Source organism: Azospirillum sp. TSH20 (genome assembly GCF_003115935.1).
Taxonomy (GTDB): Bacteria; Pseudomonadota; Alphaproteobacteria; order Azospirillales; family Azospirillaceae; genus Azospirillum.
The window spans coordinates 20485-44890 of sequence record NZ_LGQU01000016.1 but is presented as its reverse complement, the minus strand read 5'-3'; the positions used below and the strand labels follow the sequence as shown (position 1 = coordinate 44890).

Below are 24406 nucleotides of genomic sequence, written 5' to 3'. Positions count from 1 at the left end.
TCTCCCCGCGATGGACCGGACTCAGGCCGCCCGCATTTCCCCGACCAGCCCGTCGACCTGACCGGCCAGCGTCCGCAGCTGTTCCTGCACGGTGGAGGAGGCCGACAGCACGCGGTTGGCCGACTCGCCCGACTCGCGCGCCGCGTCGGCGACGCTGTCGATGTTGCCGCGCACATGTTGGGTGCTGTCCGCCGCCTCGCCCACGTTGCGGGCGATCTCGCGGGTGGCGGCGCTCTGCTGCTCCACCGCGGCGGCGATGGTGGCGGCGATCTCATTGACCTCGCGGATGGTGCCGGCGATGGAGCGGATGGCGTCCACCGCCTCCTGCGTCACCGACTGCATGGCGGCGATCTGGGCGGAGATGTCCTCCGTCGCCTTGGCGGTCTGGGTGGCGAGGCCCTTCACCTCGCTGGCAACCACGGCGAAGCCCTTGCCGGCCTCGCCGGCGCGGGCCGCCTCGATGGTGGCGTTCAGCGCCAGCAGGTTGGTCTGGCCGGCGATCGACTGGATCAGACCGACCACCTCGCCGATGCGGCCGGCGGTCTGGGCCAGCCCCTCGACCGTGCGGTCGGTGCGCTCCGCCTCGTCCGCCGCCTTGCGGGCGATCTGGCTGGAGGCATGGACCTGGGTGCCGATCTCCTGGATCGAGGCCGACAGCTCCTCCGTCGCCGCGGCGACCGCCTTGACGTTGCCCTCCGCCTGCTGGGAGCTGCCGGCGGCGGTCGTCGCCTCTCCGGCGGTCAGGTCGGCGCTGCGGGTCATGCGTTCGGCCATGTCCTGCATCTCGCCGGCCGCCTGCGCGACGCGGTCCAGCACGCCGCGCACGCTGCTTTCGAAATTCTCCGCCATCTCGACCATGGCGCGGCGGCGTTCGCCGGCGGCCCGGCCGCGTTCAGCCTCCGCCCGCGCATTGGCGGCGTTCGCCTCATTGGCGGTGTCGCGGAAGACCATCAGGGCGCGGGTCATGTCGCCGATCTCGTCCGCCCCGGCGGCGGGGATCGGCGCATCCAGCCGGCCCTCGGCAATCTCCCGCATGGCGTCGGACAACGCGCTCAGCCGGGCGACGATGTGGCGTCCGACCACCAGCCACGCCAGCGCCGCGGCGCCGATCAGGCTGCCGACGGCGAACAGGATCAGCATCTTGCGGCCGGCTGCGATGGTGCCTTCGGTGCCGGCGACGGCAGCCTTCGCCTCGTCCCGCATGGCGGCGATTTCGCGATCGACGGTGGCGGCGAAGCGCTGGGCGAGCTGCCGGTTCTCGGCCAGCATCCGCTCGGTGTCGGCCGCCGCCGCCAGTTCGGCGCGGCGCAGGGCGATCACCCCTTCCTCGCCGCGGCCGAAGCCGATCAGCGCCTTCGCCAGCGCCGTCAGCACCTCGGTGCCGGCGGCATCGTCGCCGGCCTGCCCGTGCAGTGTGCCGACGCGCTCATAGAGCGACGAGGACGCGGCGGTGAAGCGCTTTTCCAGAAGATCCAGGCGGGCAGCGTCGGGGGCCTGCGCCGCCTCGTTCAGCGCGCCGGTCAGGGCGGTGCCGTAGGTCGACAGCTCCAGGTTGGTCCGGAAGCGCTCAAGCCCGCTGCCGAGCAGGTCCTGCACCGCCTCCTGCACCTGCGAGCGGATGTCGAAGTTGGCGCGCTTGATGTCGCTCTGCACCTTGCGCAGCGGCGCCTTCAGCCCGTCGAGCAGTTGGGCGGCCTGCGTCCTGGCGGCGGTCAGCCGCTCGGCCAGCCGGCGGTCGACCGCGCCGCTGCTGTTTTCGGTGCCGTCCAGCGCGGCGCGGCGCAGGTCGAAGACATTGTCCTTGCCATAGCCGAACAGGAACAGCGCGTCGATCTTGCCGGCGGTGTCGGGGGCCAAGCGGTCGCCCAGCGTGCCGAGCGTCCCCGTCACCTGCGACGACGCCTCCAGATAGGATTGCTGCAGCTCGCCGATGGTCCTGGCGTCCTGCGCCGTGCCGGAGCGGTTCATGGCGTCGAGCGCGCCGGCGATGCCGCTGCGCAGGTCATAGAGCGCGATCATCGACCGCACGGCGTCCGACAGCATCCCCATGTCGCGGTCGGTGCCGCCGTCGAGCGCCATCCCCTTCTGCTGCAAGGCCTCCCCGGCGCCATCGACCAGCGGCGCCAGCGTCTTGAGGAAGCCGTCATAGGTCTGGGCCAGCCGGGTGGACGCGGCCTCGCGCCGGTCATGCACGGACAGCCGCCGCGCCACGCCGTCGTTGATGCCGTCCAGCGTGGCGATCAGCGCGTTGCCGGTCTCGCGCACCTCCGTCAGCAGCGGGTCCTGCGGCCGGCGCCCGGCCAGCTCGTCGACCAGCGACAGGAAGCCGCGGGCGCGTTCCTTGGCCTCCGTCCGGATGCGTTCCCGCTCCTCCTGGCTGGCGGCGCCGTCCAGCGTCGGGGCGGCCGAGGCGATGGCGCCGCTTTCGCCGGCCAGCCGGGTCGCCAGCTCCATCTCCGGCAGGCTGGTGTCGGCGATCTGCGCCATCGGCCGCTCCACCGCGGAGAAGGACATGAGGCCGACGGCGCTGGCCGCCACCGTCATCGCCGCCATGCCGGCGAAGGACAGCATCAGCTTGGCCCGCACGCCGAGACGGCGCCCGGCTTTGGCTGCGCCGGACTGTGGGACGGCGGGTGCGGCAGTGGTCATGGCGTCGGTTTCCCCACAAAGCAGGTAAGGGGTGGGCAGGTAAGGGTGGGCAGGTAAGGGCGGATATGGCCGCTGCCGGCCGCAAGCCCGAATTGTGCACAATCACGGAACTGCAAGCTTCAAGACGTGCTTGCGACGATCGGCCACACCGGCCCTTGCATGATTTTCGAGACGGTGAGCAGCCGTCAATCTCTTTTCCGCTACCTCGAAAAGATAGTCCTATACCTTCCGATATGTGGAAAATCTGCCCATCGTCGGTGTGAAAATTTCTCCGATTGGAAAGTCCGTAACCCGCTTCCGAACTGCCAAGCCCAGGCCTATGCGCGTGGATCATGGCCATAGCGGGCAGCACGAAAGGCATCCCGGCCATCGACCGACCTTATCCGTGTGCTTACCCCCACCGGCGAAAAACCGATCACTTGGATAGCGGGACGGCCATACCGATGCCGAGTGGAAGCACCGGGGTGGCGTGGCTAGCTTGGGATCAGCACGTTACCCAAGGGATTTCGAGAATGCCGCAGGATGCCAGCCACCCTTTCGCCAGTTCGTCCTTTGAGGGCTCCATGACCGTTGGGACCACCGGGCTTCCCCCTTCAGCAGCCGGTGGTTCCGACGACGGGATGGTCGCCGGCATCCGCTCCGTCCTCGCGGAGTGCGGCGGGCTGGCGGTGGATGCCGGCACGCTCGCCATCGACGACGACCTCTATTCCGCCGGCCTCACCTCGCACGGCTGCGTCGGCCTGATGCTGGGGCTGGAGGAGCAGTTCGACGTCGAGTTTCCGGAAAAGCTGCTGAACCGCCGCACCTTCGAGAGCATCGCCGCGATCCGCGACGCGGTGCGCGGTCTGGTCGACGGGGGCGAGGCGTGAACGCCGCCCCGGCCGCCCTGGCCGAGCTGGCGCCAAGCCTGGCTCAGGTCAATGTCGCGGCCCGTGCGCGCGCCGTCGGTGCCGAGATCGCCGCGCGCCATGCCGATGCCGTCGACCGCGACGGCCGCTTCCCCACCGAGGCCTTCGACGCCCTGCGCGAGCAAGGGCTGCTGGGCGTCATGGTCCCGGCGGACCTCGGCGGCGCCGGCGCCTCGCTGTTCGACGTGGCGGCGGCCTGCCATGCGCTGGCCCGCGGCTGCGCCGCCACCGGCATGATCTATGCCATGCACCAGATCCAGGTCGCCTGTCTGGTCAACCACGGCACCAACGACTGGCACCGCGCGCTGATGGCGCGCATCGCCGCCGAACAGCTCCTCCTCGGCTCCGCCACGACGGAGAAGGAGACCGGGGGCGACATCCGCAACAGCGTCTGCGCCGTCCAGGCTGAAGGCGAACGCTTCACCCTGGCGAAGAACGCCTCGGTCATCTCCTACGGCGACCAGTCCGACGTGATCCTGGTCACCGCGCGGCGCAACCCCGACGCGCCGTCGTCCGATCAGGCGCTGGTGGTGGTGACCAAGGACGATTACCGGCTGGAGAAGACATCGCTCTGGGACGCGATGGGCATGCGCGGCACCTGCTCCGACGGCTACCGGCTGGAGGCGGCGGGCATCATCGACCAGATCCTGCCCTTGCCCTATGCCGACCTGTCGGCCCAGACCATGCTGCCGGTGACCCACATCCTGTGGAGCAGCACCTGGCTAGGCATCGCCGCCGACGCGGTCAGCCGCGCCCGCGCCTTCGTCCGCTCGGAGGCCAAGCGCAAGCCCGGCACCACCCCGGCGTCCGCCGTGCGGCTGGCGGAGGCGACGGCCAAGCTGCAGCAGATGAAGGCCGTCATCCTCGCCGCGATCCGCCAGTACGAGATGGCCTGCGGCTCGCCGGAGCAGCTGACCAGCCTGTCCTTCGCCACGGCGATGAGCACGCTGAAGGTCACCACGTCGGAACTGGTGCGCGAGGTGGTGGAGGCGGCGATCCGCACCTGCGGACTGGCCGGCTACCGCAACGACACCCCCTACAGCCTGGGTCGCCACCTGCGCGACGCCCATTCCGCCGCGCTCATGATCGGCAACGACCGCATCATGTCGCATGTCGCCACTCAGCTTCTCGTCCAGCGGGACGGGTTGGGGCCCTTCGAATGAACATGGTCGACATCACCGCGGCCCAGGCCGCCTATCGCGACGCGTTGGTCGAAGCGGGCCTGCTGATTCCCACGGGCGTGGACGGCCTCTATGGCCGCAGCGGCGTCTTCGAGGATGTGGTGGAGCGTTTCGATGCCCTGGTCACCCGCTGGGGCGGCCAGGACGGGGCGGAGGTCATGCGCTTCCCGCCGGCCCTGAACCGCCAGTATTTCGAGGAAAGCGAATATCTGAAGAGCTTTCCCCATCTGGCCGGCACCATCCACAGCTTCGGCGGCGACGAGAAGGCGCACCGCACCCTGCTGCGCCGGCTGGAGGAGGGGCAGGACTGGACCGAGGATCAGGTCGCGACCGACGTGGTGATGACCCCGGCCGCCTGCTACCCGGTCTACCCCACCATCGCCCGGCGCGGCGCGCTGTCCGATGACGGCAAGCTGATCGACGTCTTCTCCTACTGCTTCCGGCACGAACCGTCGATCGACCCCGCCCGCATGCAGCTGTTTCGCATGCGCGAATACATCCGCATCGGCACCCCCGATCAGGTCGTGGAATTCCGCGAGCTGTGGCTGGAGCGCGGGCGCGAGATGATGGGCTCGCTGGAGGTGCCGCTGGACGTCGACGTCGCCAACGATCCCTTCTTCGGCCGGGCCGGCGCCATGCTGTCGAGCAGCCAGCGCGAGCAGAAGCTGAAGTTCGAGCTGCTGATCCCGATCACCAGCACTGAGAAGCCGACCGCCTGCCTCAGCTTCAACTATCACCAGGACCATTTCGGCCATCTGTGGGACATCCACACCGCCGACGGCGGCGTCGCCCACACCGCCTGCGTCGGCTTCGGCATGGAGCGCGTGGCGCTGGCGCTGTTCCGCCACCACGGCTTCGACACCGCGCAGTGGCCGGCCTCGGTCCGCAAGGTCCTGTGGGGGTGACCGCCAGCATGTGGACTCCGCACCGGCCCGACGGCTACGACCGCCATCCCCTGCACCAGGGTGAGCGGATTTGGCCGGAGACCAACTGCTACGTCGATTTGTGGATCGAGGCGCTGCACGCCCGCGGGTTGGAACCGCGGGCGATGCTGGGCTTCACCGTCACCCATGATTTCGAAGGCGACCAGTTCACCTTCTTCAAGGTGCCGCTGGAGGACCTGGAGACGCTCTACGGCCTGCGCGTGCAGGAGCTGGCGATCTACGACAGCGTCGAAACCCATGTGGCGGAGCAGTTGAAGCGCAGCCCGGCCAATAATCCTGGGGGCGGCGGTCTGGTGCTGGTGGAGGTCGACGGCTTCCACCTGCCGGACACCCGCGGCACCTCCTACGGCACCACCCATGTGAAGACGACGGTCGGCATCGTCCGCATCGATCCGGCCGCCCGGACGATGGATTACTTCCACAATGCCGGCTTCTACCGGCTGGAGGGCACCGATTACGAGGGCGTCGCCGCCGCGGCGGCCGGTCCGCTCTTCCCCTATGTCGAGTTCGTGAAGCCCGGCACCCCGCCGCTGGAAGGGAGCGCGCTGGTCACAGCGTCACTCGACCTGCTGCGCCGCCATCTCGCCCGCCGGCCGGCCGGCAATCCGGTGACCGCCTACCGGGCCGCCTTCCCGGAGCATCTCGACCGGCTGCTGGGCCGGCCGATGGAGTATTTCCACCTCTACGCCTTCAACCTGCTGCGTCAGCTCGGCGCCAATTTCGAACTGCTGGGCGCTTATGTCCGCTGGCTCGACGGCCCGGCGGAGGCGGTGGAGGCCTGCCAGTCCATCGCCGAGGGCGCCAAGGCGATGCAGTTCCAGCTGGCTCGCACCGTGGCCCGGCGCAAGGCTCCCGACCTGACCGACAGCTTCGACCGGCTGGAACGGGGCTACGACACCGTCCTGGGCAGTCTGGCCCGGCGATACGGGTGAGTGGCGATGGCCAGAATCCGAGCGGTCACGGGACAGCGGCGGACCCTTCTGGACCAGGGATGGACTCTGACCGTAGCGACGCCCGGCGGATCTGATGACGGGGAGGGCAGTGGTGTCGCGTCTGGCGATAATCGCCCTCTCCCGCCCCGGGAGAGGGAGGGGACCCACGAAGTGGGGAGGGTGAGGGGTGATCCAAGCATCCCGAACCGCATGGCCCCGAACCACATGGCTTCATGCCTGACCCCTCACCCTTCCCATGCTGCGCATGGGCCCCTTCCCTCTCCCGGGGCGGGAGAGGGAGGTATTGGAGAGGGCATCCCCGCCCCGGTGCCCGGTACCGCTGCGCAGGCGCTTCAGGCCGCCGGCCTGTGGTCGGCGGAGGACCCCGCTCCGCTCCATGACAGGGATGTCGTCTACCGCACCCGCCTGACCGGCCATGGCCCGCGCATCTTGCGTTTCCACGGCCTCGCCACCATCGCCGAGGTCCGGCTGGACGGTGAGCGCATCCTGACTTCCGACAGCATGTATCTGGCCCATGAGGTGCCGGTGACGCTGAAGGGCGAGGCGGAGCTGTCCATCCGCTTCCACGCCCTGCATCCGGTGCTGGCGGCGAAGAAGGGCCGCGCCCGCTGGCGGCCCAAGCTGGCCGAGCCGGCGGGCTTGCGCTTCGTCCGCACCACCTTGCTGGGCCATATGCCGGGCTGGTGCCCGCCGATCCACGCCGTCGGTCCCTTCCGCCCGGTGGAGCTGGTGGAGGAGACCGGGCCTTGTCGTGTGCTCGGCGCCGATCTGCGCAGCGGTTATGACGGGCGGGACGGCCATCTGTCGCTGCGCCTGACGGTGGAGGGGGCGGCGGCCGGCGCCACCGGATCGGTGGAGGTCGCCGGTCGGACGACACCGCTCGTCTTCGACGGCGTTGGCAATGGTGTTGGCGGCTTCCATGCCGACCTGACCCTGCCGGGCGTCGAGCCCTGGTGGCCGCACACCCATGGCGAGCCGGTCCTGCACGGCGTGGTTGTGCGGATTGGATCGGTTGAAGTCGATCTCGGCCGCGTCGGCTTCCGCTCGCTGGAGGTCGACCGTGGTCCGGATGGCAACGGCTTCGCCCTGCTGGTGAATGGCGTCCGCGTGTTCTGCCGTGGCGGCTGCTGGGTGCCGGTCGATCTGGTCGGGCTGTCGTCCGACCGCGCGGCCTGCGAACCCGAACTGCGGCGGATGAGGGAGGCCGGCGTCAACATGGTCCGCGTCGGCGGTACCATGCTGTATGAGGGCGACGCTTTCTTCGAACTGTGCGACGAGCTGGGCATCCTGGTCTGGCAGGACGCCATGTTCGCCAACTTCGATTATCCCACCGACGCCGCCTTCCTCGACAGCGTGCGGGCGGAAATCGCGCAGCTGCTCGACCGCACCCAGGCGTCGCCCTCGCTGGCGGTGCTGTGCGGCGGCAGCGAGATGGAGCAGCAGGCGGCCATGCTCGGCCTGCCCCGCGCCTCCTGGAGCCAGCCGGCCCTGACCGCGGTGATCGCGGAGGAAGCGGCGGCCCGGCGGCCCGACCTGATCCGCGTCGCCAACTCCCCCAGCGGTGGGGCGCTGCCCTTCATCGCCAATGCCGGGGTGACCCATTATTACGGCGTCGGCGCCTACATGAAGCCGCTGGAGGATGCCCGGCGTGCCGGCGTCCGTTTCGCCAGCGAATGCCTCGCCTTCGCCAATCTGCCGGAGGACGATCCGCTGGGCGTCCCGGCGCTCCACCATCCCCGCTGGAAGGAACGGGTGCCGCGCGACCCCGGCGCTTCCTGGGACTTCGAGGATGTGCGGGAGCATTATCTGGAAACGCTCTACGCCGTCGATCCGCGCCGCCTGCGCTACGAGGACCCCGACCGCTACCGCCGCCTGTCGCGCGCCGTGACCGGGGAGGTGATGCAGGCGGTGTTCGACGAGTGGCGCCGCCCCGGTTCGACCTGCGCCGGCGGGTTGGTCTGGCAGTGGCGCGATCCCTGGCCCAGTGGCGGTTGGGGCGGCGGTTGGGGCGCAGGCTGGGGTGTCGTCGCCGCCGACGGCACGCCGAAACCGGCCTGGCACGCCCTGAAGCGCGCCTTCCGCCCGCTGCGTGTGATCCTCACCGACGAAGGTGTCAACGGGCTGGCGGTGCATCTGGTCAACGACACCGCCCAACCGGTGGAGGCGTTGCTGCGGCTCACCGCATGGCGGGACGGGGCGGTTCCGGTGCTGAAGGCGGAGCGGCCGGTGACGCTGCCGGCGAGGGGTGCGATATCACTGCCCGCCGCCGAATTGTCCGACCGCTTTTTTGACACGACTTACGCCTACAGGTTTGGGCCTATTCCACACGATGTGGTGACGGCGCAATTGCTGTCGGCCGAAAGGGAAGCGGAACCAATTGACGAGTCTCATTATTTCCCCAAGGGACGCTCGCTGCCACGGTCCGATCTCGGTTTGACCGCGGTGGTGGGGGGCCAGGAAGGGGACTGGGCGTTGCGGCTCGCCACGGCGCGGTTCGCCTGTTCGGTGCATGTGGAGGACGAGCGGTTCCAGGCGGAAGACGCCTGGTTCCATCTTCCGCCCGGCGTCGAGCGGGTCGTCCGCCTGCGGCCGCGGGCAGGTCCGGGGGTTACGGACGGGACGGCATCGGCCGGACGATTGGTGCCGAACGGCGAGGTCCATGCGCTGAACGCGCTGGCGCCCGTCCGCTACAGGGGGAACGCATGAAGCCGACACCGGTGGTGTTCGATGGTTGTTTCGGATGGCTGCATCCGGCGCAGGGCCTGCGCGGGGTGGTCCTGTGCGGTGCCTACGGCTATGAAGAGCTGTGCGCGCACCGCGCCTGGAGAAGCTTCGCCGAAGGGCTGGCCGCGGCCGGGTTGCCGACATTGCGTTTCGATTATCCCGGATCCGGCGATTCGGCCGGGGAAGACAGCGACCCCGACCGGGTGCGCGCCTGGCTGGACGGCGTCAAGGCGGCGGTCCGCCGCCTGCGCGAGGACACCGGCGTCACCGAACTGACCCTGGTCGGCTACCGCATGGGCTCGCTGCTCGCCACGGCGGCGGCGCAGGAACTGGCGGAAGAGGGGCAGGGCGTCGACACGCTGGCTCTGGTGTCGCCGATCACCTCGGGCCGCAAGGCACTGCGTGAACTCCAGACCCTGGCGACCATCGTGCTGCGTCCGGTCTGCAATCCGGAGCCGCCGGAACGCGCCTCCTGGCTGAACGTGATCGGCATGCCGGTGACGCCCGAAACGGCGCTGGCGCTGGGTGCCCTCAACCCGTTCGACCGGCCGGCGCTGCCCGCGCCGCGCATCCTGATCGCCGACCGTCCGGAGGGGAAGACGCCGGTGAAGCTCGCCACCCGTTGGCGCGCCATGGGGGCGGTGGCGGAGCCGATGGGCGTCAGCGGCGTGATGGAACTGGTCCAGCAGCCCCAGGGCGCCCAGGCCGCCGCGGTGCTGGACCCGGTCCTGCGCTGGATCGCCGCCGGCCCGATCGCCAGCGGCGCCACCCCGCCGCCAGACCGCCCGGCCGGCCTGATGATGCCGACCGCGGTCGAACGTCCGGTCTTCTTCGGGTCGGCGCCGGAGCTGTTCGGCATCTATTGCACCCCGGTCCTGGCCGATCCCGCCGGCAACCGGCCCGCCATCCTGTTCCTCAACAGCGGCGCCACCCACCATGTCGGCTCCGGCCGCGCCACCGTGGTCCAGGCGCGGCGGCTGGCGGCGCGCGGCTATGCCTCGCTCAGGATCGATGCGGCCGGCATCGGCGACAGCCCCGACCGGCCCGGTTTCCCGGACAATCTGCTCTACAACAAGGAGGTTATCACCGACGTCCGCGCCGCGCTGAACTGGCTGGAGGGGCAGGGGCACGAGCGCGTCGTCGTCATCGGCCTGTGCGCCGGCGGCACGCCGGCCCTGCATGCCGGCCTGGGCGACGACCGCGTGGTCGGGCAGATCGTGCTGAATCCCGGCCGGTTCGAGCTGGGCGGCGGCATCGCCGTCATGGATCTGATGCGGTCGGTGGCCTTCCGCTCCACCAAGGAATATCTGCTGGAGGCGCTGAAGCCGGCCCGGCTGCGCGCCAGCATCCGCAAGCCCGCCCGGACGATCGGGCTGGCCAAGCGTCTGACCGGCCGCTTCGTCCGCAAGCTGCTTCTCCGCACCGGCCTGACCCGCCACGCCCTGCGCATGTTCCGCCGCCTGTCGGCGGAAGGCCGGCGGGTGCTGGTGGTCTACAGCAGCGGCGACATGACGCTGGCCGAATTCTACCTGCATCTCGGCGAGGGCGGCCGCGCCCTGGACGGCCTGCCCGGCATCGAGGTGGTCTATCTCGACCGCTCCGACCACAGCCTGACGGTGTGGGAAGCGCGCGACCGTTTGGACCGCCTGATCGATCGCCATCTGACCTGCCTGGAAACCGCCGCCCACTCAGATCCCGCCGCCTGCGGCCTCGCCGGCTGGAGCCTTGGCCTGCCATCGGGGGGCCTGCCGTCCGGCGAGCGGGTGGGGTAGGGGCGGGACGACGTGATGCGATAAATCAGATTTGCAGCGAGCCAATACATCTCAAGGGTTGATTGCTTGCCGCCACTGGCTGTCATCTCGATTGTAGGATATTCTGCCTTGGCCGAAAAAGCGAAACCCCAGGAGAGGCGCGGCACGCCTGTCCTGGGGCTCTATCTGTGTCGTGGGCGCGTACCTTGCGGCAGAGGGGCTTCACGACTTACAGGAAAACAATGGTGTTCAGGTGGAAGAAAGTCAACTCATTTTTGATTACAAAGATAATGTGGTTGATGCACTGGAAGCGACGATATCCAGCGATCGGTTTGCGACTTATCTAAAACCCGCAGGCTTCGACAAACGGTATGCCATACAGCTATATGTCTGGAATTCGAGATTATCTGAGGCGCTACATCTGCCACTTCAAACGGCGGAAGTAACATTGCGCAACTCTGTGAATGAACGTCTTTGTTATTTATACGGTGCAGAGTGGCCGACGAGTGAACGATTCCGTTCGGTGCTCGGCGAAGAGAGCGGCGCGAACTTAGATCGTGTCAGGGGACGTATTGTCAAGGCAAAATATGCCCCAGTGACGGGTCGCATCGTGGCCGGTCTGTCGTTCGACTTTTGGGCGTCACTGTTCAAGGGGCAATATGATCGCCCGATCTGGCAAACCGGGCTTCATGCGACCTTCCCTCTGCTTCCTGCCGGCACACGGCGTGGCGATGTCGCTGACTTGGTGAACAGGATCCGATGGCTGCGGAACCGAGTGGCTCACTATGAGCCAATCTTCAAGGAAGACTTGTCATATCTGCATACAATAATCATTCGGCTCATTTCCTTCCGATGCAGCCATACGGCTGACTGGGTACGGCATCACAGCATTTTGCCTGTTGTGATGCGCTCTCGCCCTGCCCCTGGACAGCGGGAGTCTGCCTTGGTGCCGGGGGAGTAAAGCTGCTGAGGAGCGGGTTACTTCCGACAGCAATGCTGATTCCCGTGAAATCCCATGTCCTCGGACCCCGGCTGTTTTGCTCCGATTCCGCTGCAAGGCTTCCTTTTACCCCAGCAGCTCCGCCAGCGACCGCGCCACCACCTGGGTCGCCCGGCGCAGGTCTTCCAGCACCAGCTTCTCGTCGGCGCGGTGGCCGTTGGCCTCCAGCAGGTCGCGCGGGCCGGCGCCGTAGAGGATGGTGGGGATGCCGGCCTCCGAATAATGGCGGGCGTCGGTGTAGAGCGGAATGCCGTTCTGGCCGACCGGCACGCCCAGCACCTCCTGCGCGTGCGCCGCGAACAGCGCCGCCAGACGCGGCGCGTCGCCGACCGAGCGGAAGGGGCGGGCCAGCAGGATGCGGCGGATGGTGACGCGGATGCCGTCCCGGCCGGCGGCGGCGCGCTCGATCAGGCCGCGCAGTTCGGCCTCCACCTCCGCCGGGTTCTCCTCCGGGATCATGCGGCGGTCGAGGCGGAAGGTGACGCGGTCGGGCACCACGTTGGTGTTGATGCCGCCCTGGATCAGCCCGACCGTCAGCGACGGATGGCTGATGCCGGTGACGGCGGAGCGGCGCGTCGCCAGCTCCGGCCGGTGGGCGTAGAGCGCCGTCAGGATGCCGGTCGCCGCCTCCAGCGCGTCATGGCCGGTGTCGGGGCGGGCGGCGTGGGCGGACTTGCCGTCGACCTGCACCTCCAGATGCAGGCAGCCATTGTGCCCGGTCACCACCGAATAGGCGAAGCTGGCCGACACCGCATAGTCCGGCTTGGAAATCCCCTGGTCGAGCAGCCATTTCGGCCCGATCTCGCCGCCGGCCTCCTCGTCATAGGTCAGGTGCAGCTCGACCGTTCCCTTCAGCGGGGCTTCGCTCGCCATCAGCGCCTGCAGCGCGAAGGCGTAGGTGGCGAAGTCCGACTTCGACACCGCCACGCCGCGGCCATACATCACGCCGTCGCGGATCTCGGCGCCATACGGATCGCTCGACCAGCCCTCGCCGGGTGGCACCACGTCGCCATGGGCGTTCAGCGCCACCGTCGGGCCATCGCCAAAGCGGTGGCGGATCACCAGATTGGTGGCGCTGATCATGCCGTTGGCCCGCACCAGCTCGGCCGGCACCGGATGGCGTTCCACCGTGAAGCCCATCGCCTCCAGCAGCTCGGCGGTGCGGACGGCATGGGGGGCGCAGTCGCCGGGCGGATTGTCGGACGGCACCTTCACCAGCTCCGCCAGGAAACGGACCTCGTCGTCGAAGCGGGCATTCACCGCCTCGTCCAAGGTGGCGGCGAGGGAGGGGGACAGGTCGGTCATGGCAGGCGGTCCGTCACGGGATGGAGGGGGAGGTTGCGGGCTGGAAATGGTCGACGAAGCGGGCGAGCACACGGACGCCGGCCTCGGCATCGGCGGCGGTGATGCGTTCGGCCGGGTTGTGCGATATGCCGCGTTCGCAGCGCACGAACAGCATGGCGATGTCGGTCAGCGCGGCCATCGCCATGGCGTCGTGGCCGGCGCCGCTCGGCAGCTCCGGCGCGTCCACTCCTTCGGCTGCGGCCGCGTCGGCGAACTGCGCCATCAGCGCAGGGTGACAGGCCACCGCCGGGCTTTCATGCAGCGTCTCGAAGCCGATGGCGACGCCGCGCGCATCGGCGATGGCCTCCAACCGGGCGCGGACGGCGCCGACCCGCTCCAGCCGCAGTCCATCGCGGTCGGCGCGCAGGTCGATGGTGAAGCGGACCTTGCCGGGAATGACGTTGGTGGCGCCGGGCGACGCCTCGATCCGGCCGACGGTGCCGACCAGCCGCTCCTGCCCGGAGCAGAGCTGCTCCACCGCCAGGATCATCTCGGCGGCTGCCGCCAGCGCATCGCGCCGCAGGGTCATCGGCACGGTGCCGGCATGGCCGGCCATCCCCTCCACCGTCACCGCCAGCCGGGTGGCGCCGGCGATGGCGGTGACGATTCCGACCGGCCGGCCCAGCGCCTCCAGCACCGGCCCTTGCTCGATGTGCAGTTCGACATAGGCCAGCACGGCGTGCGCCTCGTAGGCGGCACTCGCCCAGGCGGCGGGGTCGAGCCCGAAGGCGGCCATGGCGTCGGCCAGCCGCGTGCCGGCCGCATCGCGCGTCTCCAGCACCACGGGATCGAAGGTGCCGGCGATGGCGCGGCTGCCGATCAGGGTCGATTGGAAGCGCGTGCCCTCCTCGTCGCCGAAGCCGATCACCTCGACGGCGAAGGGCAGGCGCCGGCGGCGGGCGTTCAGGTCGGCGACCACGGCGATGCCGCTCAGCACGCCCAGCATGCCGTCATAGCGCCCGGCATCGCGTACGGTGTCGAGATGGGAGCCGATCAGCAGGGCCGGCAGTCCCGGCTGATCGCCCTCATAGCGGCCGATGACGTTGCCGACCGCATCCTCGCGCACGCTCATCCCCGCCTCGCGCATCCAGCCGGCGACGAGGTCGTTGGCGCGTCGGTGTTCCGGCGTCAGGTAGAGGCGCGACAGCCGGTCTTCCTCGGCGCTGACCGCCGCCAGCGCGTCGATGCGGTCGAGAAGGGCCGGTCCAGAGAGCGGGGATTCGGGCATCGGCGGGTCCGGACTGCGCTGGGGAAACGGGACGATGCCTCCGGTTATACGCCGAAGCCACCGCTCCGCCCTAGCCCCCGGCCGGTGAAGACAGTTTCAAAGAATCCCGGAAAGGGGGGCATCCGGCGCCTTCCGATCATGCCGCAGCGCAAAAAGACAGGAGAAAGATCGTTGGGGGTGCCGAATATTGCCTACCACCCTCTGGAAGGCCGGTGGCAGACTTCATAAATGAAGCGGAACAAAATCTGCCGATATCCCTGTGATTTTGCTGCGAGTGCGAAAGAAACTGCTGAGGGGAGGTGCGTCCATGACGTCGTTCGATCCCGATATGCCTTTCGAAAACGCAACGCCGATTGGTCGCCCAATCGACCGATCTCTGGCTGGCCGAAAAGGTGGCGGCCTTTGGTTCAACGACCGGACCGAACTGGCCCAAGCCCGCACGCTGGCGGGATGGATCATGATTCTGGCGGAAGACCGCGGGCTGGACGACCGCCAACTGGCTGTCGCGACCGGGCTCGACCTTGAGGATGTGCGGGCGGTGCGGGAGGGGGCGGTGGCGATGCTGCCGCCCCGGCTGCTGAACGGCGCGCTGGCAAGGCTGGAGGGCCGGAACGACGAAGGGCGGCTGCAATAGCTGCAGGCCGCCCTTCCCAACGCTGAAAAACCCAAACCGGAAATGCTGAGGCGTCGCGTCAGGCGACGGCCAGCACGTCCACATACATGTTGGCCGGGGCCGACAGGTGGATGCGGTACAGCATGCCGGACTGGTCGACGATGATGTCGGCGACCGGGTTCTTGGTCGACAGGTCGGTCACCGCGGCGCGGACGTTGCGCGGCAGTTGGTCCAGCGCGACATCGCGGTAGCCGGACTTGTCGGAAAGCTTGATGGTCTTGTTGCCCATGATGGCAGCTGCTCTGTTCCAGAAGGCTTGAGAGGGGATACTCGATTGGCCGCGGGACAATGGTCCCAGCCGGTTAACCAACGGTTAAGTATCCCCTCCGGCCTTCCGGTCCTTCGCGCAGGGCAGCAGCGCTTCCGGTGCAGGAGGGGCGGGCGCCCCTCCCAAGCCGTTGAGTCAGCGCCGGTCGCGCCGGTCGCTGCCGGCCATGGCGTCACTGCGCTGCAGGGTGTCGTCTTCCGGCAGCGGCTGCTTGCCCAGCACCATGGAGCTGTTGTCGAGCGCGGCCACCATGGCGTCCCGCGCCGGGGCGCCGGGGCCGGTCACGCTGCCCTCGCCCTGTGGGGCTGCCGGCTCCACCCGCTCGCCCATTCCGACGCTGGTGGTCTGGCCCGGCGCAGTGCGCCCGGCGACCCGCAAATCGTTCTGCACATGGCCGACGCCCGACACGCTTTCGGCGATGTCCTCCGCCCGGCGGCGGGCGGCGCGGTCCTCCACGGTGCCGGACAGCGTCACCTCGCCGCCCTCCACCTTCACGCCGATGTCCGAGGCATCGATGTGGTGGTCGTCGGTCAGGCGTTCGTTGATGTCCTCCAGGATGCGTTCGTCGGAGCGGCGGTAGTTGCGCGGGCCGACGCCGCGATAGCGGGCCTGCGGGCTCATCTTGACGAACTCTTCGCTCCAGGGATGGCGGTGCATGGCGGCCTCCGTTTCATGGTTTGGGGATCGTTGGCCGTTCAACAGCCGGCGCGCGCGGCCCGTTCCGAAACCTTGCCGGAAGACGGCAGCGCGCCGCGCATGACGGCTACCGCTCAAAAAAGCCGCAACCAAGTCAACGGTCGGGAGTTGGGTTCGAAAAGGGCTTTGGCTGAGGACGTGCCATGACACATTCAAAACGAAGCGTCGCCCTCTGGGCGATGGTCATCCTGCTGGCGTTGCTTGGGCTCGGCTCGCTGGGCGGCGGGCTGTGGCTGATCCTGCTGGGCGGGTCCTGGTACTACGCCATCGCCGGCGTGCTGTTTCTGGCAACCGCCGTGCTTCTGGCGAAGTGCTCGCCGGCGGCGCTGTCGATCTATGCGCTGCTGGTGATCGGCACGCTGATCTGGGCGCTGTGGGAGGTCGGGCTGGATTGGTGGCCGCTGTCGGCGCGCGGCGACGTGGTCGCGGTGATCGGCTTCCTGCTTCTGCTGCCCTGGGTCACCCGCCGCCTGGGCGAGCGTGAACCGATGGCCGGCGAACGGGCGCCGGGCGCCTATCCCGTCGGCGTCTTCCGCGGCACCGGCATCCCGCTGACCGCCTCGCTGGTGATCGTGCTGCTGGTCGGCGTCGCCTCCTGGTTCACCGATCCGCACCGCATCGACGGAACGATCCCGACGCGGCAGCAGACCGCTTCAGCCTCGGATGCAGGCGCCGGCTCCGGCCCCGCGATCCCGGACGGGGAGTGGCAGGCTTACGGCCGGACCGGCTACGGCCAGCGCTATTCGCCGCTGACCGGCATCACGCCGGAGAATGCCGACAAGCTCCAGGTCGCCTGGACCTATGAGACCGGCGACCTGCGCGGCCAGCCCGGCGATCCCAAGGAAACCACCTTCGAGGTGACGCCGCTGAAGATCGGGAACCGCCTGTTCCTGTGCTCGCCGCACCAGCATGTGATCGCGCTGGATGCGACCACCGGCACGGAGGTGTGGCGCCGCGATCTGAAGATCGACCAGAAGCAGCTGGCGCTGCAGCACCTGACCTGCCGTGGCCTGTCCTACCATCCGGCCCAGCAGGCGGCCCAGCAGACCGCCGGTTCCGGCTCTCCGCCTTCCGCTTCGGCGGCGGGCGGCGCCTGTGCCGCCAAGCTGTTCATGCCGACCGCCGATGGCCGTCTGGTCGCGCTGAACCCGGAAGACGGGTCGATCTGCACCGGCTTCGGCCAGGACGGCCAGATCAACCTGTGGGCCAACATGCCGAATGTCCGGCCCGGCGCCTATTATTCGACCTCCCCGCCGGTGGTGACGGCGAATCTCGTCATCGTCGGCGGCACGGTGCTGGACAATGTGTCGGTCCACGAGCAGTCGGGCGTGATCCGCGCCTTCGACGTTAATGATGGCCATCTGGTGTGGAACTGGGATTCGGCGAAACCGGACCAGACCGCGCCGATCCCCGACGGCCAGACCTACACCGCCAACTCGCCCAACAGCTGGTCGATCTCCAGCGTCGACGAGGCGTTGGGCATGGTCTATGTGCCGCTGGGCAACCAGCCGCCCGACCAGTTCGGCGGCAACCGCAGCCCGGCGGTGGAGCGCTTCTCCTCCTCCGTCGTGGCGCTCGATCTGGCGACGGGGCAGGTGCGCTGGGTCTTCCAGACCGTGCATCACGATCTGTGGGACTATGACGTGCCGGCGCAGCCCAGCCTGATCGACCTGACCGTCGACGGACAGACCGTTCCGGCCCTGGTCCAGCCAACCAAGCAGGGCGAGCTGTTCGTGCTGGACCGCCGCACCGGCAAGCCGATCCTGCCGGTGACCGAGAAGCCGGCGCCGCAGGGAGCCGCCGAGGGCGATCATGCCGCCCCGACCCAGCCGGTCTCCGCCCTGTCCTACGACCCGCCGCCGCTGACCGGGGCGGACATGTGGGGGGCGACGATGTTCGACCAGCTCGCGTGCCGCATCGCGCTGAAGCGCCTGCGCTATGACGGCCGCTTCACCCCGCCGTCGCTGCAGGGCTCGCTGGTCTATCCCGGTAATTTCGGCGTGTTCAACTGGGGCAGCGTCGCCGTCGACCCCAAGCGCCAGATCGCCTTCACCACGCCGGCCTATCTGGCCTTCGTTTCGCAGCTGGTGCCGCGCCAGAACGACACCGAGCTGTATGTCCAGGGCGGCGAGCGGCCGAAATTCAGCCTGCCGGCGCTGAACGAGAATTTCGGCGCCCCCTATGCGGTGAAGCTCGCCCCCTTCGTCTCGGTCCTGGGCCTGCCCTGTCAGGCGCCGCCCTGGGGCTATGTCGCCGCGGCCGACCTGACGACCGGCAAGATCGTCTGGAAGCACAAGAACGGCACCACCCGCGACGCTTCGCCGGTGCCGCTGCCCTTCCGCATGGGCGTGCCCAACCTGGGCGGCCCGATCATGACCGCGGGCGGCGTGGCCTTCCTGTCCGGCACCATCGACTATTATGTCCGGGCCTACGACGTTTCCACCGGCAAGCAGCTGTGGGAAAGCCGCCTTCCGGCCGGCGGTCAGGCCACCCCGATGACCTACCAGGGCGAGGACGGCCGGCAATATGTGCTGGTGGTGGCCGGCGGGCACGGTTCGCTGGGGACCAAGGCGGGCGATTCGGTGATCGCCTATGCATTGCCGAAGTGAGGGGGTGTCGGCTTCGATTGCCCCCACCTAACCTCCCCCGCTGGGCGGGGGAGGGACTGCCGCCGCTCTCCCGCATCAGCACTTGCTCCCTCCCCCGCCCAGCGGGGGAGGGTTGGGGTGGGGGCAAGTGCTGTTGGGGCAATCGAAGCCAACCCCTCCCCAACAATGCCAACAAAAAAGCCCGCCCCGGTTCCCCAGGGCGGGCCTTCAAACAAACCCAGCAAATCCTCAGCGCGTCGGCACCGGCGGCGTCTGCGAGTAGTCGTAAAATCCGCGGCCGTACTTCTTGCCGATCCAGCCGGCCTCGACATACTTCACCAGCAGCGGGCAGGGGCGGTACTTGCTGTCGGCCAGCCCTTCATACAGAACCTGCATCACCGCCAGACAGGTATCCAGGCCGATGAAGTCGGCCAGTTCCAGCGGGCCCATCGGGTGGTTGGCGCCCAGCTTCAGCGCGGTGTCGATGGCCTCGACGCCGCCGACGCCCTCATAGAGGGTATAGACGGCTTCGTTGATCATCGGCAGCAGGATGCGGTTGACGATGAAGGCCGGGAAATCCTCGGCCACCGCGGCGGTCTTGCCGATGGCGAGCGTCAGTTCCTTGATGGCGTTGAAGGTCGGCTCGTCGGTTGCGATGCCGCGGATCAGCTCGACCAGCTGCATCACCGGCACCGGGTTCATGAAGTGCATGCCCATGAACTTGGCCGGACGGTCGGTCGCCGCCGCCAGACGGGTGATCGAGATCGACGAGGTGTTCGTCGCGATCAGCGCCTCCGGCTTCAGGTGCGGGACCAGCTTCTTCAGCAGGTCGCGCTTCAGCGCCTCGTTCTCGGTCGCGGCTTCGATCACCAGATCGGACTCGCCGAACACAGACAGGTCGGTGCCGGTCACGATCCGGCCGAGGGCGGCGGTCTTCGCCTGCTCCTCCATCTTGCCCTTCTGGATCTGCCGGTCGTAATTCCGGCCGATGGAGGCGAGCGCCTTTTCCAGGACCGCGTCGCTGATGTCGGACAGGACGACATCATAGCCGGCCTGGGCGCAGACCTGGGCAATACCGCTGCCCATCTGGCCGGCGCCGATGATGCCAATCTTCTTGATCGTGGTCATGGAGGCTGTCCCGCGAAGGATGTGGGTAAAATGGTCCACCGCGGCGGGCACCGGGTCATGCCGGTGACCGCCGCGGCGGTCCGGATCAGCGCGCCTTATCCAAGCTTTTCCGTCAGCTCCGGCACGGCCTTGAACAGGTCCGCGACGAGGCCGTAATCGGCGACCTGGAAGATGGGCGCTTCCTCATCCTTGTTGATCGCGACGATGACCTTGCTGTCCTTCATGCCGGCGAGGTGCTGGATCGCACCCGAGATGCCGACGGCGATGTACAGCTCCGGCGCCACGATCTTGCCGGTTTGCCCGACTTGGTAGTCATTCGGCACGAAACCCGCGTCGACGGCGGCGCGCGAGGCACCCACCGCGGCACCCAGCTTGTCGGCCAGGGCCTCCAGCATCGGGAAATTGTCGCCCGACTGCATGCCGCGGCCACCCGACACCACCACGCGGGCGGCGGTCAGCTCCGGACGCTCCGACTTGGTCAGCTCGGCCGAGACGAAGCTCGACAGGCCGGCCGCACCGGCGCCCGACACCGCTTCGACAGCGGCCGAACCGCCTTCGGATGCTGCGGTCTCGAAGGCGGTGGTGCGGACGGTGACGACCTTCACCGGGTCGGCCGACTGCACGGTGGCAATCGCGTTGCCGGCGTAGATCGGCCGCTCGAAAGTATCGGCCGACACCACGGCGGTGATGTCGGAGATGGCGGCGACGTCCAGCAAGGCGGCGACGCGCGGCAGAAGGTTCTTGCCGACCGAGGTGGCGCCGGCCAGCACATGGCCGTAACCTCCCTTGGCGACGGAAACCACCAGCGGGGCGACGTCTTCCGGCAGCTGGTGCTCGTAAGCGGCATCGTCGGCCAGCAGCACCTTGGCGACGCCGGCGACCTTGGCGGCCGCATCGGCGGCGGCCTGCGCGCCCTTGCCGGCGACCAGGATGTGGATGTCGCCACCGATCTTGGAAGCGGCGGTAACGGCGTTCAGCGTAGCGGGCTTCAGCGAGGCGCCGTCGTGTTCCGCGATGACGAGAATGTTGGCCATGGTCAGTTCATCCCCCTCAGATCACGCGCGCATCGTTCTTGAGCTTGTCGACCAGCGTGGCGACGTCCGGCACCTTGATGCCGGCCTGACGCTTCGCCGGCTCGGTGACCTTCAGCGTGGTCAGGCGCGGAGCGACATCGACGCCCAACGCATCCGGGGCGACGGTCTCCAGCGGCTTCTTCTTCGCCTTCATGATGTTCGGCAGCGAGGCATAGCGCGGCTCGTTGAGGCGCAGGTCGGCGGTGACCACCGCCGGCAGCTTCAGCTCGACCGTCTCCAGACCGCCGTCGATCTCGCGGGTCACCGCGACCTTGCCGTCGCCGGCAACGATCTTGGAGGCGAAGGTGCCCTGACCCCAGCCCAGCAGCGCGGCCAGCATCTGGCCGGTCTGGTTGCAGTCGTCGTCGATCGCCTGCTTGCCGAGGATGACGAGGCCGGGGGCCTCCTTCTCGACCAGGGCCTTCAGCACCTTGGCGACGGCGAGCGGCTCGGTCGTCACGTCGGTCTGCACCAGGATGGCGCGGTCGGCACCCATGGCGAGAGCGGTGCGCAGGGTCTCCTGGGCCTGGGTCGGGCCGACGGACACGACGACGATCTCGGTCGCCTTGCCGGCTTCCTTCAGGCGCACGGCTTCTTCGACGGCGATCTCGTCGAAGGGGTTCATGCTCATCTTCACGTTGGCGGTCTCGACGCCGCTGCCATCCGCCTTGACGCGGATCTTCACGTTGTAGTCGACCACTCGCTTAACGGGGACGAGGACTTTCATAACTCACCCTGGCTGCTGAGCGCGCGCCTGTTACGGCGAACACCGCGAAAATTGCTGTGGTTGCGAACGGACCATAGGATCTGGCATTACCACTGTCAATGACGCGCCGGATGCGCGGGCCGCGTCGTGTCGTGGCCTCTTTGTCGCGGTCCGGACGTGTGGGCACCGCAACAGCTCAGCGGTTGGCGCCGGGCACCCACAGCACGTCGTCCGCCCCGTTGCGGTTCACCACCCGGCTCAGCACGAACAGATGGTCCGACAGCCGGTTGACGTATTTCAGCGCCGCCGGCGTCACCGGCTCGTGCCGCGCCAGATCGGTCATCAGCCGTTCCGCCCGGCGCACGACGGTGCGCGCCAGATGCAGATGCGCCGCCGCCGGAGAGCCGCCGGGCAGGATGAAGGAGGTCAGCGGCGCCAGATCGGCGTTCATCGCGTCGATCTCCGCCTCCAGCCGGTCGACCTGGGCCTGGACGATGCGCAGCGGCGGGTATTTCGGCTCCTCCTCCTCCGGCGTGCAGAGGTCGGCGCCCAGATCGAACAGGTCGTTCTGGATGCGGCCCAGCATGGTGTCGGCTTGCGTCAGGCCGGCGGTGTGCAGGCGCGCCATGCCGATGACGGCGTTCGCCTCGTCCACCGTGCCATAGGCGGCGACGCGGCGGTCATGCTTCGGCACCCGGCTGCCGTCGCCGAGCGAGGTTTCGCCGGCGTCGCCGCCGCGCGTGTAGATCTTGGTCAGCTTCACCATGGGGAACCGTCAGCCTTTGGTCAGGATGGCGAGAACGAACAGCAGCAGCGCCGCACCCTGCAGCATCACGCGCAGCCGCATCGCCTTGTTGGAGCGGCGGGGATCGCCCCGGCCGCCGCGGGCCATGAAGAAGAGGCCGACGAACAGCGAGCCGACCACCGCCAGCATCGCCATGACCATCAGGATGGGGAAAAGATTTTGCATGGCCCCACTATATCCCAGCATCCGGCCCGCGCCTATGGCGACGCGGGCCCTTGAAATCGGTGTTCCGGGTAATCCCCCGGTTGCCAACGCCGCCGGACCGCATAGAGTGCGCGGCGTCGGGATCGGCGGATAGAGTGGAGATGCAGGCGATGCGGCGGCGGACTTTCCTGAAGACGGCCCTGAAGGCGACCGCGGTCGCCGCGGCCGGCACCGGCGCCTTCACGGCGCTGAGCCGCAAGTCCGTCCAGGCGGCCCCCGGAACCGCGGCGCCGTCGATGTCCTTCCCCGATGATTTCCTGTGGGGTGTCTCCACCTCCAGCTACCAGATCGAAGGCGCCGTCGCCGAGGATGGGCGCGGCGCAAGCGTCTGGGACACCTACAGCCATTCCTACGGGCGAATCGCCAACGGCGACACCGGCGACGTGGCTTGCGACCATTACCACCGCTATGCCGAGGATGTGGAGCTGATGGCGCGGGCCGGGATGAAGGCCTACCGCTTCTCCATCGCCTGGCCGCGGGTGATGCCGCAGGGCACCGGTGCGGTGAATGCCAAGGGGCTGGACTTCTACGACCGGCTGACCGACACGCTGCTGGCGAAGGGCATCCAGCCCTGGCCCTGCCTGTTCCACTGGGACCTGCCGCAGGCCCTGCAGGACCGCGGCGGCTGGACCAACCGTGACATCGCCGGCTGGTTCACCGATTACGCGCTGGCGGCGACCGCCCGGCTGGGCGACCGCGCCAAGCACTGGGTGATGCTGAACGAGCCGTCGGTGGTCGCCATCTTCGGCCACGGCACCGGCGGGCATGCGCCGGGGCTGACCGGCCGCGAGAATTGCCTGAAGGCGATCCACCACCAGAATCTCGCCCAGGGCACCGCGCTGGCGGCGCTCCGCAAGGCGGGCGGCAGGAACTGGCAGCTCGGCACCGTGCTGTCGCTGCAGCCGTCCTGGCCGGTCGGCGGACTCGACTCGAACTATCCGGCCTCGCTGATGTGGGATGCGGTGTGGAACCGCTCTTGCCTCGACCCGCTGTTCAAGGGCCGCTTCCCGGAGTTGCTGGAGGCCGATTTCGCCCGCATCGCCCGGCCCGACGATCTGGCGCGCATCAAGCAGCCGGTCGACTTCCTCGGCGTCAATTACTACAGCCGCATGCACCAGCAGCCCGATCCGCAGGGGCTGTTCGGCACCGGCTACGGCTCGGCGCCGGAGGGCACGCGCAAGACCGGCATGGACTGGCCGGTGGAGCCGGACGGGCTGAGCGAGATCCTGGCCGAACTGCAGGAAAACTACGGCAATCCGCCGGTCTATGTGACGGAGAACGGCGCCGACTATCCCGACAGCATCGGCCCGAGCGGCCGTGTCGAGGACCGCGACCGCATCGCCTATCTGCGCGATCATCTTCTGGCCGCCGGCAAGTCGATCGACGAGGGCTGCAACCTCAAGGGCTATATGACCTGGACGCTGCTGGACAATTTCGAATGGTCGGAGGGCTACCGCCGCCATTTCGGTCTGGTCCAGGTCGACCGCAAGACGATGGCCCGCACCCCCAAGGCCAGCTACGACTGGTACGCGTCGGTCATCCGCAACAACGCCGTTCCACTGGCCTGAGGGCGGCGCTAGACT

Annotated in this window: 20 protein-coding genes; 10 read left to right on the top strand and 10 right to left on the bottom strand. The window is 68.6% G+C overall.

Translation table 11 applies throughout. The features are described 5' to 3' along the window. Positions 1 to 21: 21 nt before the first annotated feature. Positions 22 to 2649: a methyl-accepting chemotaxis protein gene (locus tag TSH20_RS04460; RefSeq protein WP_109073598.1), complete on the bottom strand. Its 2628-nt coding sequence runs from the start codon at positions 2647 to 2649 to the stop codon at positions 22 to 24. A gap of 563 nt (positions 2650 to 3212) precedes the next feature. Between TSH20_RS04460 and TSH20_RS04455 the strand changes: the two genes are divergently transcribed. The 7 genes from TSH20_RS04455 to TSH20_RS34565 all read left to right on the top strand — a co-directional run bounded on the left by TSH20_RS04455 (position 3213) and on the right by TSH20_RS34565 (position 12071). Beyond that, positions 3213 to 3518 (top strand): acyl carrier protein, encoded by a 306-nt coding sequence (locus TSH20_RS04455; RefSeq protein ID WP_282183564.1) that lies wholly within the window; start codon positions 3213 to 3215, stop codon positions 3516 to 3518. Next, positions 3515 to 4720 carry an acyl-CoA dehydrogenase family protein gene (locus TSH20_RS04450; RefSeq protein WP_109073597.1) on the top strand — a complete coding sequence of 402 codons (1206 nt, stop codon included), beginning with the start codon at positions 3515 to 3517 and terminating at the stop codon, positions 4718 to 4720. Before TSH20_RS04455 ends, TSH20_RS04450 begins: the two co-directional genes overlap by 4 nt. Continuing rightward, a complete protein-coding gene (locus tag TSH20_RS04445; protein ID WP_109073596.1) occupies positions 4717 to 5643 on the top strand; it encodes an amino acid--[acyl-carrier-protein] ligase in 927 nt (308 codons plus the stop codon). The genes TSH20_RS04450 and TSH20_RS04445 overlap by 4 nt, the downstream gene beginning before the upstream one ends. Before the next feature lie 8 nt (positions 5644 to 5651). Further along, a complete protein-coding gene (locus tag TSH20_RS04440) occupies positions 5652 to 6614 on the top strand; it encodes a DUF1839 family protein (protein ID WP_109073638.1) in 963 nt (320 codons plus the stop codon). A 327-nt stretch (positions 6615 to 6941) separates the two neighbouring features. Continuing rightward, positions 6942 to 9341, top strand: a complete 2400-nt coding sequence (locus TSH20_RS04435; protein WP_247871126.1) for a glycoside hydrolase family 2 protein — start codon at positions 6942 to 6944, stop codon at positions 9339 to 9341. Next, positions 9338 to 11131 (top strand): alpha/beta fold hydrolase, encoded by a 1794-nt coding sequence (locus TSH20_RS04430; protein WP_109073595.1) that lies wholly within the window; start codon positions 9338 to 9340, stop codon positions 11129 to 11131. Before TSH20_RS04435 ends, TSH20_RS04430 begins: the two co-directional genes overlap by 4 nt. 172 nt (positions 11132 to 11303) lie before the next feature. Further along, positions 11304 to 12071 carry a hypothetical protein gene (locus TSH20_RS34565; protein ID WP_146205329.1) on the top strand — a complete coding sequence of 256 codons (768 nt, stop codon included), beginning with the start codon at positions 11304 to 11306 and terminating at the stop codon, positions 12069 to 12071. A gap of 105 nt (positions 12072 to 12176) precedes the next feature. Here TSH20_RS34565 and TSH20_RS04425 read toward each other — a convergent pair whose 3' ends face one another. Continuing rightward, a complete protein-coding gene (locus TSH20_RS04425; protein ID WP_109073594.1) occupies positions 12177 to 13415 on the bottom strand; it encodes a M20/M25/M40 family metallo-hydrolase in 1239 nt (412 codons plus the stop codon). A gap of 13 nt (positions 13416 to 13428) precedes the next feature. Continuing rightward, positions 13429 to 14682 (bottom strand): allantoate amidohydrolase, encoded by a 1254-nt coding sequence (locus TSH20_RS04420; RefSeq protein WP_109073593.1) that lies wholly within the window; start codon positions 14680 to 14682, stop codon positions 13429 to 13431. A 457-nt stretch (positions 14683 to 15139) separates the two neighbouring features. Between TSH20_RS04420 and TSH20_RS35600 the strand changes: the two genes are divergently transcribed. Continuing rightward, positions 15140 to 15316 carry a hypothetical protein gene (locus TSH20_RS35600; RefSeq protein WP_247871127.1) on the top strand — a complete coding sequence of 59 codons (177 nt, stop codon included), beginning with the start codon at positions 15140 to 15142 and terminating at the stop codon, positions 15314 to 15316. 58 nt (positions 15317 to 15374) lie between these two features. Here the strand turns inward: TSH20_RS35600 and TSH20_RS04410 are convergent, their stop codons facing one another. Both TSH20_RS04410 and TSH20_RS04405 read right to left on the bottom strand, forming a co-directional pair. Further along, positions 15375 to 15584, bottom strand: a complete 210-nt coding sequence (locus TSH20_RS04410) for a hypothetical protein (protein ID WP_109073591.1) — start codon at positions 15582 to 15584, stop codon at positions 15375 to 15377. Positions 15585 to 15758: 174 nt separating this feature from the next. Further along, complete coding sequence (locus TSH20_RS04405) at positions 15759 to 16280, bottom strand: BON domain-containing protein (protein WP_109073590.1); 522 nt, start codon at positions 16278 to 16280, stop codon at positions 15759 to 15761. A 182-nt stretch (positions 16281 to 16462) separates the two neighbouring features. Here TSH20_RS04405 and TSH20_RS04400 point away from each other — a divergent pair, with 182 nt between their 5' ends. Beyond that, on the top strand, positions 16463 to 18928 hold the full coding sequence (locus TSH20_RS04400; RefSeq protein ID WP_109073589.1) for a glucose/quinate/shikimate family membrane-bound PQQ-dependent dehydrogenase: 2466 nt from the start codon (positions 16463 to 16465) through the stop codon (positions 18926 to 18928). Between the two features lie 228 nt (positions 18929 to 19156). On the opposite strand, the gene TSH20_RS04395 is transcribed toward TSH20_RS04400, so the two are convergent. The 5 genes from TSH20_RS04395 to TSH20_RS04375 all read right to left on the bottom strand — a co-directional run bounded on the left by TSH20_RS04395 (position 19157) and on the right by TSH20_RS04375 (position 22784). Next, positions 19157 to 20035: a 3-hydroxybutyryl-CoA dehydrogenase gene (locus tag TSH20_RS04395; RefSeq protein ID WP_109073588.1), complete on the bottom strand. Its 879-nt coding sequence runs from the start codon at positions 20033 to 20035 to the stop codon at positions 19157 to 19159. A gap of 95 nt (positions 20036 to 20130) precedes the next feature. Further along, positions 20131 to 21069, bottom strand: coding sequence for an FAD-binding protein (locus tag TSH20_RS04390; RefSeq protein WP_109073587.1), 939 nt, complete (start codon positions 21067 to 21069; stop codon positions 20131 to 20133). 16 nt (positions 21070 to 21085) lie between these two features. Further along, on the bottom strand, positions 21086 to 21835 hold the full coding sequence (locus TSH20_RS04385; protein WP_109073586.1) for an electron transfer flavoprotein subunit beta/FixA family protein: 750 nt from the start codon (positions 21833 to 21835) through the stop codon (positions 21086 to 21088). Positions 21836 to 22010: 175 nt separating this feature from the next. Then, on the bottom strand, positions 22011 to 22580 hold the full coding sequence (locus TSH20_RS04380; RefSeq protein ID WP_109073585.1) for a cob(I)yrinic acid a,c-diamide adenosyltransferase: 570 nt from the start codon (positions 22578 to 22580) through the stop codon (positions 22011 to 22013). Positions 22581 to 22589: 9 nt separating this feature from the next. After that, positions 22590 to 22784: a twin transmembrane helix small protein gene (locus TSH20_RS04375; RefSeq protein ID WP_109073584.1), complete on the bottom strand. Its 195-nt coding sequence runs from the start codon at positions 22782 to 22784 to the stop codon at positions 22590 to 22592. Positions 22785 to 22933: 149 nt separating this feature from the next. Between TSH20_RS04375 and TSH20_RS04370 the strand changes: the two genes are divergently transcribed. Beyond that, positions 22934 to 24391, top strand: coding sequence for a GH1 family beta-glucosidase (locus TSH20_RS04370; protein WP_109073636.1), 1458 nt, complete (start codon positions 22934 to 22936; stop codon positions 24389 to 24391). The last annotated feature ends 15 nt before the right edge of the window (positions 24392 to 24406 follow it).